Genomic DNA, 10853 nt, shown 5'->3' on the forward strand with positions numbered 1-10853 from the left:
GCATGGAGAGGGGTATCACCAGGGATGAGGGAAGGACCGCAGACTTCACATCCGGAAGTCATTCGGCAAGCCTCTTACGGCAGATGAAGAGACTCGCGCGCGGCCGCGGGGCATGCACGGAATCGACTTTATCTGCTTGAACAGGACAGCCCTTTATCGTATGATGGGACAGCTATCGGCATTCCCCCTTCCCGGGCAATAATATACCTATGAAGCGATCGACAAAACTCATTCTGGTCCTGGCCGGCCTGTGCCTCGTGACAGGCGGCGGACTTCTGTGGAATCGGCATCACCATCCCCAGGGCTCGCAGGCGCAGCCCGCTGCAGAGGAATATACCTGCGCAATGCATACCTTTATCTCGAAGGACAGTCCGGGGGCCTGCCCGGTCTGCGGCATGGACCTTGTCAAAAGGTCCGCTGCCGAGGCCGCTGCGAACAGCCCGAGGCTGGAAGAACACGTCTATCTCTCGCCTTCGCAGCAGGTGATGGCGAATCTTGACGTGACCAGCGTGATGTACAAGCCGCTCTTCAAGGAGATCGAAGCCGCCGGGGTGATCGCCTACGATCAGTCCCGGCAGGGCAAGGCGTCGGCCTGGGTGTCGGGCAGGGTTGAACGGCTCTACGCCGACAGCGTGGGCGCGGAAGTAGCCACGGACCGGCCGATAGCCGAACTGAGCTCGCCCGAGCTCCTGAGCGCCGAGGAGGAATACCTCGCCCTGTATCGAGAAGCAGCTCCCCAGGACAAGGCCGACAGGGCTGCGGGGAGCGGTTCGCCTCTGTACCGCGTGCGTCAGCGGCTCCGCCAGCTCGGGTTCACGGATGCCGAGTTCCGGTCGCTGGAGCATTCCGGAAAGCCGGACGTGCGGATCCCGGTCTATCCCTCCGTGAGCGGGACCGTCGTGGCCAAGGAGGTCCAGGAGGGACAGTTCGTCAAGGCCGGAGACACACTGGTCGCTGTTGCGGACCTTTCGCGGGTCTGGGCCGAGCTGGATGTCTACGAAGATGAATTTTCCTTCCTCAAAGCGGGCAGCAGCGTTGTCCTGCTTACCCGCGCCTACCCAGGCCGGGAGTTCTCCGGAACCATAACGTACATCTATCCCTATGTCGAGCCGAAGACGCGGACCGTCAGGGTACGGGTCGTGATCCCGAACAAGACCCGCCTCCTGAAGCCGGACATGCTGGTGCAGGCGAGGATACAGATTCCCCTCGGCACGGACCTCGCCGTTCCCGCCGAGTCGGTCATCGTGACCGGCAGCCGATCCCTCGTCTGGGTCCAGACCAAACAGGGAGTGTTCGTCCCGCGCGAGATCAGGACCGGTGTGCGCTTTCGGAACGATGTCCAGGTCCTGCAGGGCCTGCAGAAGAACGAAGTGATCGCGGCAAACGGCGCCTACCTGGTGGACTCGGAGGCCAGGCTCGGCATGGGGGGAAGGCCGATCACCGCAGCAACGCCCACGGGACGCGAGAGCGGACCGGGTTCAGCAGCGAAGGCGGCCGCCCTGCATCCCGGTCAGAAGAAGGACGATATGGACATGAACGGCATGACCATGGATCCGACTCCATCGGGAGACAAAAACGGGAAGCCGGTCAGTGCTCATTGAACCACGGGCGCCTTTCAGCACTCACGGCAAAAGACGGAACCGTGATCGAGCTTCGGCTTAAACCCGTATCTATCCGTGTGTTCCGCGCAGCGGAACCTGGGTGCTATCGGAGCCTTTTTTCATGATCGAACGCATCATCGAGTTCTCCGCCAGGAACCGCATTCCGGTCCTGCTCGCCTTTGCCCTCCTGATCGGCTGGGGCGTCTGGGCCGTCCGTACCACCCCCGTCGATGCCATCCCCGACCTTTCCGACAACCAGGTGATCGTCTTTACCGACTATCCCGGCCGCTCTCCCCAGGTGGTCGAGGACCAGATCACCTATCCGCTGGCGAGCAACCTGCAGGGTATCCCCCGTGTCCGGGCGGTGCGCGCCTCTTCGGCCTTCGGGTTCTCGATGATCTACGTCATCTTCGACGACGGGGCCGACCTGTACTGGGCCAGGAGCCGCGTCCTGGAGCGCCTGAATGCCGCGTCCTCGTTCCTGCCTCCGGGCGCGACGCCGCTCATGGGTCCCGACGGCACGGGCGTGGGCCATGTGTTCTGGTACACGATCCGCGCCCGGGGCTATACGCTCGAACAGCTCCGGACGCTCCAGGACTGGTTCATCCGCTATCAGCTCGGCACCGTTCCGGGCGTGGCCGAGGTCGCGTCCATCGGCGGATTCGTGCGCGAGTACCAGGTCGATCTCGATCCGCGGCTCCTCCTCGGCTACCGGATCACGACCGCCGATGTGATAGGCGCGCTCAGGCGCGCCAACGCAACGTCGGGCGGCAACGTGGTCAACCAGGCGAGCGCCGAGTTCATGATCCAGGGCACAGGCTCCGTCGGTTCTCTCCGGGACCTGGAGAACACGCCGGTCCTGGTGGACCAGCGCGGCATCCCCGTGATGGTCAAACACCTGGGCATTGTGCAGATGGGTGGTGCATTCCGGCGCGGTCTGCTGGACCTGAACGGCGAGGGTGAGGCGGTCGGCGGCATCGTTGTCATGCGCTCCGGCGAGAACGCGGCCGAGGTCATCGGGATGGTCAAGGACAGGATACGCCTGATCGACCGCGGCCTACCACCCGGCGTCGAGATAGCCACTGCCTATGACCGCTCGATCCTGATCAACAGCGCCGTCAGGACCCTGAAGCGGGTCCTGGCCGAGGAGTCCATTGCGGTGGCCCTCGTGGTGGCCCTTTTCCTGCTGCACGCGCGGAGCGCCCTGGTCATCATCCTCACGCTGCCCGTTTCGGTCCTGGCGGCATTCATCGCCATGAACCTGCTCGGCATCACGTCGAACATCATGTCCCTCGGCGGCATCGCCATCGCAGTCGGCGTCCTGGTCGATGCGGGCGTGATCATGGTCGAGAACGCTTACCGGAGACTGTCCGAGCTGCCCGTGTACGCCCGGAAGGACCGGAGGCTCGAGGTCATCATCGAAGCGTCGAAGCAGGTGGGGAGGCCCATCTTTTTCTCGCTTGCCATCATCATTCTCTCCTTCGTGCCGGTATTCCTGCTCGAAGGCCAGGAGGGAAAGCTCTTTCATCCCCTAGCCTTCACCAAGACATTCACCATGGCCGCCGCCGCCCTGAGCGCCATCACGCTCGTCCCTGCGCTGATGTACTACCTGCTGCGCGGCAGCATGGCGCCCGAAAGCCGGAACCGCGTTTCCCTGTTTTTCATGCGCCTCTACGATCCCGCGATCGCGTGGGCGCTCCGGAATCCCGGAAAGACCGTGGCGCTGAACGTCGCCGCGCTCCTGCTCGCGATCCCGCTCTTCTTCGGCCTTGGCAGCGAGTTCATGCCGCCCCTCGATGAGGGCTCCCTGCTCTACATGCCCGTGGCGCTGCCCAACATCTCGCTCACCGAGGCCAAGCGGCTGATCCAGGTCCAGGACTCCATCATCAAAAGCCTCCCCGAAGTGGACAGCGTGCTCGGCAAGGTGGGAAGGGCCGAGACCGCGACCGACCCCGCGCCCGTCTCGATGTTCGAGACCATCGTCCTGCTGAAGCCCCGCGGCCAGTGGCGGCCGGGCATGATGAAGGACGACATCATCGCGGAGCTGGACGGGAAGCTGCGCCAGGCCGGGATCAGGAACGGATGGACGCAGCCCATCGTGAACCGCATCAACATGCTTTCCACGGGGATCAGGACCGATCTGGGGGTCAAGATCTACGGCAGCGATTTGAATGTCCTGAAGACTCTGGCAATACGGGCAGAAGCGCTTCTGAAGCGCGTACCCGGAGCCGCTGATGTTGTCGCGGAGCGGACCGGCGGGGGCAGCTATCTGGACATCGTTGTGGACCGGCAGGCGGCCGCCCGATACGGCGTGCAGGTGCAGGATGTGCAGGATGCCATCGAGACGTCCCTGGGCGGCGTGTCGGTTTCCGAGGCCATGGGAATGGGAGGCGGCAGGGGCCGTTTCCCGATCCGGGTGCGGTATCTGCGGGACCAGCGCGATACGCTGCAAGCCGTGCCCCGGGTCCTCGTGAGCGCGGCCGACGGCAAGCAGGTACCCCTCTCGCTCGTGACCAGGATCGCTGTTACGGAGGGCCCGTCGGAGATCAACAGCGAAGGCGGGATGCTGCGCTCCGTGGTGTTCCTGAACATCCGGGGACGCGACCTGGAAAGCTTCGTCAGGGAGGCCCAGGAATTTCTCAAGCGGAACTTGTCGCTTCCCGCGGGATATTCCGTCTCCTGGGCGGGCCAGTGGGAAAGCCAGCTCAGGGCCCGGTCGCGCCTCAGGATCATGGTGCCCCTCGGCCTCCTGATCATTTTCATGCTCCTCTATTTCACGTTCCATTCCGCGCGGGAAGCGGCCATGGTCATGCTCTCCGTCCCCTTCGCGCTCGTCGGCGGGGTATACCTCGTCTGGCTGCTCGGGTATCACTTGTCCGTGGCGGTCTGGGTCGGGTTCATCGCGCTTTACGGCATCGCGGTGGAGACCGGCGTGGTCATGGTCCTCTATCTCCACGAGGCCCTTGACCGCAGGCTCAGGCAGGGCCCACTCACGGAGCAGGACATTGTCGAAGCTGCCCGCGAGGGGGCCGTGCTCAGGCTCAGGCCGAAGCTGATGACCGTCACCGTGGCCCTCCTCGGCCTTGCGCCGATCATGTGGTCCAACGGCACCGGCGCCGATGTCATGCGCCCCATCGCCGCTCCGATGATCGGAGGCATGATCACGTCGGCGATCCACGTCCTGATCATGACGCCGGTGATTTTCGTTCTGATGAAGAAGCGCGACCTGGCGCGGGGCAGGCTCGTCATGAGTGAGGGCAGCGAAGGCTTGCCGGAAGATGCGAAAGGAACGGAATGATACAAGCATTGTTTATCCTTGTATCATCGATCATGATATCGATGCCCTTCACGGCGGCGGGATCAAACCAGGCATCTCCGCAGCAGGAGCGGGGCGCGGGTTTCTCCGGGGCGGGAGCGATCGCCCATGAGGAAATCATCGACGGCGTCAAGGCGACGTTCAAGGTCCTGAACATGAAGGAAAGCATGCTGGTGCACGGCGTGGAGATGCCGAGGGGGATCAAGGAGACCCATCACCTTGCGGTGGTGTTCAGGAACGCCAAATCCGGCAGGCTCCTGACGGAGGGGCAAGTTCGGGCGAAAATTATCGGCCCCGACCACCGGGAGCAGATCAAGGACCTGGCCGAGATGAAGGGCCACTTCGGCGTTGATGTCGATCTCCTGAAGAAGGGGAAATACGGCATCATGGTCAAGTTCAAGATCGACGACGAAATGGTCCGGGAGACGAGGTTCTGGTACACGGTAAAATAGAAAATGCGGCGGGGCTGCATCAGTGTAAAAAAATGAACCGCGAGGACGTGGAGAGAGCGTCTTCGCGGTTCAAGATTCCGTTCTCCCCTTTATCCGGGGGGGGACTTTGGCCGTCATCTCGTCAGTTCAAGCGTGACCACATCCTGCTTGACCGGAACCTTCGGATCGAAATACGCCAGGGTCGCCGTACCCTCGATACGCGACCTGCTCTTCACCGTCCCGGTGAAGGCCACGTTCAACCCCTTCTTAGACTCGGTCGTAAATTTGACCTCGTCTCCGGTGCGCGATCCCGACAGCTTCATCTTCCCGCCGTCCACCTTCGTAAAGATCAACATGCCCGTCAGGTCCTGCGACTTCTGGACCAGTACGAACTCCAGGTCCGACATGGTCTTGCCCGTATCGGTGACCGTTATGATCCCCTTCCATTTTCCGGACAGGTCGGACTTGCTCGTACACCCGGCCGAGAGGACCAGAAATAAAGCAACCGCCGGCAGAATCAAGATTCGTGAAAAGCGCATCATGTATCCCCCTTTATGACATTCCCGCAGAACGATCGGAACAGCTTCTGCGAGTGTATGCTGAAACGACACCGCACTCAACTGAAATAAAACGGGCCGGATTTCCCCGGCCCGTCATGATCATCGATGCACGCATTCGGTCTATCACGGAACCACTGTCCATGGCCGCATCATCTCGTGCTCTTCATGAGAGAGGATGTGGCAATGGTACATATAGGTCGCTCCCAGCCCTCCACCGTTATCCGCACTGGCTGGCAGGCTGAACATTGCCCTGATGCGGACATACCCCGGGTTGACGACTTCCTGCCCGCCGTTCACATCATATTCCACCTGGGCAGGCGGCACCTTGACGGTGTCCTTCCAGCCGGTCTCATTGCCGGACCGGGTATACAGGGAGTTCTCGGGAGTATCAGGCACCAGCACTCCGGTCGGCGTCCCGGACGGATCGGGATCGCGCGGATCGAAGTTTGGCGAGAACTCTGTATAACATCCCGTAGGACTCGGCGAGGTTATCAGGCCATTGCAGATCTTGCCCGGCAGTCCGCCAACGCCGTCGGCACGAATATAATTGGGCGCAGGATCTCCATTGGACAGGCCGGCTCCGCCAGGCCCTCCGCCGGGGCCCGCCTTGATATGCCCCTTCTCGACAACAAGGAACTTGACCAGGTGCATATGGAGCGGGTGCATGTCCGGCGTGGTGTTGATGAAGACCCAGTCCTCGACCGTGCCCTGCTTCACCTTCTCCGTGATCGGGTCGGCAAAACGGAGGCCGTTGATCAGCAGCTGGGTGCGGTAGAACGTCGAGTTCGCGATCGGATCAAAGAAGGAGTAAACGTCATCCTTGCGCTCCTGGAAGTCCATGTACCGCGTCTTGGCTGACGCTGCCAGGGTGAAGTCCGAATCAGGCCGCAGTCCTTCATCCTGCATCCATGCCGTGATCCTCGAGTCATAGGACGTCCCTGACGGCCCGCTGACCAGGAACTGCATCACCTTGCCGGTCGTGTTCGGATCGAGGGTGGTCATGTCCTCATTGGTCGGACCGAAGAGCCCATTGAAGGGTGCCGGCGCGTCGTTCCTGAGGACGAGCTTGCGGCCCGCGAAGACCGGATGGGAGAAGTCGATGACGATGTCCGCGCGCTCGCCGTTCGCCAGGGTCAACCCCAGGTCGCGTGGGCCGGTCATGATCGGCACCGCACGCCCCTGAAGCCCCTGTTCAGCGCCGATCTGCACGATGGGCCAGGCCCTTGTGCTGGACGCTGCCGTGGCCAGGGCCGGGGTAATGATCTCGCCCGTGTCGGAGTCCTCGAGCCACAGGTTGTAAACGCGCGAGTCAGCCCCGTTCACGAACCGGAACCGGTAGCCGGTCCTCTCCACGGTCTTGCTGGGCCAGGCCTGTCCGTTCACGACGTTCACGTTGCCGAACATCTCGGGCCGGACCGTCTGCGTCGGGTTGCCGTTGCGGTCGCGCAGCACGGTGTACATGTAGACCCCGAGGTTCGTAAAGGTCGGGAAGATCAGGGACCCGTCCTCGGTGAATGCCTTGTCCTGCAGCACTACCGGGAGATCATACTTGTAGGACTGAAGTGAAGGCACGACCGGATTGCTGTACTTGCCCGAGGGCAGACCGAGGCTGTTCGTGTCGCCGCTGTCCAGGTCATCGCGGACGAGGTAGAATGCTGCAATACCGGCATAGGCCGCCAGCCGGGTGATACCATAGGAGTGGTCGTGGAACCAGAGCGTCGCGGCATCGTCGTCATTGGCGTAGTGATACGTGACCATGTTGTCCGAAGGCCGTCCGGGGAATCCCCGGGAGGGGTCGGCCGCGATACCATACATAACGCCGTTCGCTATCTGCTGGCTTGCGGGAATGTTGGTGACCCAGGCTTCGGGATGGCCGTCATACCGCCAGTCCACGTGTCCGCCGTGCAGATGCGTCACGATCCTGACCTCCGGTTCGCCGAGGTTCATGCCGTCCACGGTCGGGTCCACGGTCAAGAGATGTTTTGTCAGGAGCGGGCCCGTGCCCTTCATGGGCTTGCCGTTTGCGTCGAGCTGCTCGTCGCGAAGGTCATTGACGTACGTGACCGTTGTCGGGGTGCCCTGGACCGCTTCGATCGTGGCTCCATAGATTCCTAGCGGAGCGTTGTTCGTGTCATAGTACCAAGTCGGGGTCTTGATCGTCTTGCCCGTATCAGGGTTGGTCGGTCTGACGATCTGGCCGGTTATACCGTCACGGATCCTGAGGCCGAAATCCCAGTCGGGATACTGCCGCACGGTCACGGTGTAGGTCGCGGCCGATGCCGGGGCGATCGGTATCTCGATGAACGGATTCTGGAACTGCACCAATGTCTTGGGGTTCAGCGGGTTCTGGCCCGCCGTGACGCCCGTTGTGCTCGTGGAACTGGTCGTTGAGAGGATTGTGCTGTTCCCCGAGTTCGAGCATCCCATTGCGATCAGCAGCAATAAAAGCAAGATAAATCCAGAATTGTGCACTGCCTTTCGTAGTGACATAGTTCCCCTCCCTGTGCAAGATGTTTTACTGCATTCCGGTTGATCTTCCGTCGCGAGACTGCGTCCGGACCCGCACGCCGGCAAGCATGGTGTTAAATCGTTCAGTAGTAGTCGTCTGTGAGGAAATTCCCGGCTCCGCCTTTACCTGCTCTTTGCGGTGTTCTCATTTTGCTTATGCCGTATCAGGTAGTTGGCCGTGAATATATAATCGTCTATGTAGTCCCGCACGCCGTCGCCATTCAGGTCGAACCTGGGAGACTTGGCTGTTCCCCGCTCCTTGAGGAACCGCTTGAAATCGGACTCTGTAAGCCTGCCTGATTGCCGGATTGGGGTCAGGTCCACAGCCGGCGATACCGTAAGCGGCATCACGTTCAACTGGCGGTTCCGGGGAATGGCGATCGACGCTTCCCAGACCCTCTTGTCAGGCAGCAGTTCTGCAACCCACTGATCCTTCCCTGCGTTATTGATCGAGACCAGCGTTGCATTGTCAATCTGGAAATTATTATTCTCTCCCCTGGAATCGAGTTCCAGAACCACCTTGACGGTCGACATGCCGTTCGAGAGGACAGGCGGCGGGGCCTGGATTCCCCGCTCCTTCCCGGAGAACAGGTCCATGAGAGCCTTCGGGGTTTTCTCACCCTTGTACTCCTTGAACCGCTCCAGCACGCTCTGGTACATCATAACGCGCTTCAAGGCAGGTTCGGCTGCTGTCTTTTCTCTTGACGCCGTCATCACCGGCTCAGGGGGTGCGTTCTTGTCAGCCTGCTCTTTCTTCGGCTGCTGCGCCTCGGCAATAGGCTGCTGCTCGGGCGCGGTCGCGGGCGACGGCTTCCCTTCGGTCGATGCCGGGACAGGAACGATCACGATGCCGGCCCCGACTGCAGGGGAGGGCTGCGATGCTCCGGGAGCGTTCCGCGCAGCCGGCGTCGCGCCGGCTTCGCTGGAGGCTCCGCTCGGAGGATTTGTTGCCCCCTCTGAAGTGTCCGCGGAAGCCGGCGTTGCGTTCACGATCTTCGTCAAGAGGGTGACGTCGGTCTTGCCCTCCGGCATTGCCGCCGTTGCAGCCATCGAGAGGATGTCCTGGCCCGTGCTCGCCAGGCGTGAAAAATTCATAGTTGCGATCGGCCCGGAACCGGAGATGGCCGTTGTTCGGATCAGGGCGAACCGGAGCACTCCCGGCGTCGAGCTGTTCACGGCCATGAGCGCGCCGGAGGCCAGGCCCGCGACGGTCACCCGCGGGTTCGAGATCGACGACGTATCGTAGCGCAGCGTAATATCGACGCCGCCGATGCCTGAAAAATCACCGCCCTGGACCACATACTGGTCAGCGCCGGAGGGAAGCACGGTGATGCCGGGAGCCGCAAAAGCATCCGGGGCGGCAATGAAGACCAACAATGCGACAATACGTAAGATCATACCTAGACGTAAGATCATACTACTTAGAGCGAAGTTTAGCATAAAACGATCCTTGCGGCCGGTGATCCTCGTGGAAACGTAATTTTTATTACATTTTGTCTGGCAAGCCCCTTGCAGTGGCAGGGGGAAAGCAATGGAATGGGATATTTGAAACACCTCCAAATCTCCCCGGCCCTTATAATTTCAAGAGGGACAATCGATATCCCTCACTGCTTAATAATTCCTGGTGGAGCCCCCACAGTCAGGAACCGGTGTTCCCCTCAAGAACGCGACCTCCCGCGGATTACGACGCATTACCCCCGGCAGGAGCCGTGGGATTGCAAGTCGCGGGATTCATGGCAGCCGCGGTCGCAGCGTGATTCTGACTCAGGCAGCTAGGCATGACACACTGGTCGCCTCGGATGCCGTCCCACGCTTGCGGATACCTTTAGCAGGTTACTGAAATGCTGCCGTGAACCCTGGAGTAATAGTGCCTATCGTTGCACCGCCCCCGTCAACGGCCTTGAAATCGCTCAGGGTAAAGCTTGTCGCACCGGGATTTCCGGAAACGATATCGCAGTTCACCGTGGCGAAATCTCCGGTCGTGAAGCCGCTATTGGATGCGATGATCAGTGTTATCGTACGCATCGAGGGCACGTACGAACTGCCCGCAAGGTCCGCGCCCGCAGCTGCCCCGTTGACGGTCACCACGCCGGCATCCGTAGGACAGGTCAGGGTGCCTCCCGTGCAGAGGCTCCCCTTGGCCGTTACGCCTGAGGGAAGATTGACGGTGACCTGTACGCCATGGATCGTGGTACCCGTGCCGGACGTGGACAGCGTCAGAACCGCTTTCGTGTTGGTCCTGGACGGGTTCGGGCTCGGGATCGCGCTCCTGTTCCCGGTCATGAAGAGCGAGGACGAGCGTGATCGATTGATCGAGAGCATTGCTCCGGTCTGGGACGCGAACCAGACATGGCTCGTCTTCGGCGGGGGCGGGCTCTTTGTGGCCTTTCCCCTGCTCTACGGCGTTCTGTCGAGCGCCCTGTACATACCGCTCTTT

7 protein-coding genes are annotated in these 10853 nt (G+C 61.4%); 4 read left to right on the top strand and 3 right to left on the bottom strand.

The annotated features are described in order from the left end of the window. Positions 1-209 precede the first annotated feature (209 nt). The 3 genes from VL197_11395 to VL197_11405 all read left to right on the top strand — a co-directional run bounded on the left by VL197_11395 (position 210) and on the right by VL197_11405 (position 5369). The gene (locus VL197_11395) at positions 210-1601 is read left to right on the top strand and encodes an efflux RND transporter periplasmic adaptor subunit (protein ID HUJ18584.1); all 1392 of its coding nucleotides are present in this window, start codon (positions 210-212) and stop codon (positions 1599-1601) included. 121 nt (positions 1602-1722) lie between these two features. After that, positions 1723-4899 (top strand): CusA/CzcA family heavy metal efflux RND transporter, encoded by a 3177-nt coding sequence (locus tag VL197_11400; protein HUJ18585.1) that lies wholly within the window; start codon positions 1723-1725, stop codon positions 4897-4899. Next, positions 4896-5369, top strand: a complete 474-nt coding sequence (locus VL197_11405; GenBank protein ID HUJ18586.1) for a hypothetical protein — start codon at positions 4896-4898, stop codon at positions 5367-5369. Before VL197_11400 ends, VL197_11405 begins: the two co-directional genes overlap by 4 nt. Positions 5370-5482: 113 nt before the next feature. Here VL197_11405 and VL197_11410 read toward each other — a convergent pair whose 3' ends face one another. The 3 genes from VL197_11410 to VL197_11420 all read right to left on the bottom strand — a co-directional run bounded on the left by VL197_11410 (position 5483) and on the right by VL197_11420 (position 9814). Next, the gene (locus VL197_11410) at positions 5483-5890 is read right to left on the bottom strand and encodes a hypothetical protein (protein ID HUJ18587.1); all 408 of its coding nucleotides are present in this window, start codon (positions 5888-5890) and stop codon (positions 5483-5485) included. Between the two features lie 141 nt (positions 5891-6031). Beyond that, the gene (locus VL197_11415; GenBank protein HUJ18588.1) at positions 6032-8398 is read right to left on the bottom strand and encodes a multicopper oxidase domain-containing protein; all 2367 of its coding nucleotides are present in this window, start codon (positions 8396-8398) and stop codon (positions 6032-6034) included. A 141-nt stretch (positions 8399-8539) separates the two neighbouring features. Continuing rightward, positions 8540-9814, bottom strand: a complete 1275-nt coding sequence (locus tag VL197_11420) for a hypothetical protein (GenBank protein HUJ18589.1) — start codon at positions 9812-9814, stop codon at positions 8540-8542. 469 nt (positions 9815-10283) lie between these two features. Here VL197_11420 and VL197_11425 point away from each other — a divergent pair. Further along, the coding region (locus tag VL197_11425; GenBank protein HUJ18590.1) for a cytochrome d ubiquinol oxidase subunit II at positions 10284-10853 on the top strand (570 nt) is incomplete at its 3' end.

This window comes from Nitrospirota bacterium (assembly GCA_035516965.1).
GTDB lineage: Bacteria > Nitrospirota > UBA9217 > UBA9217 > UBA9217 > MHEA01.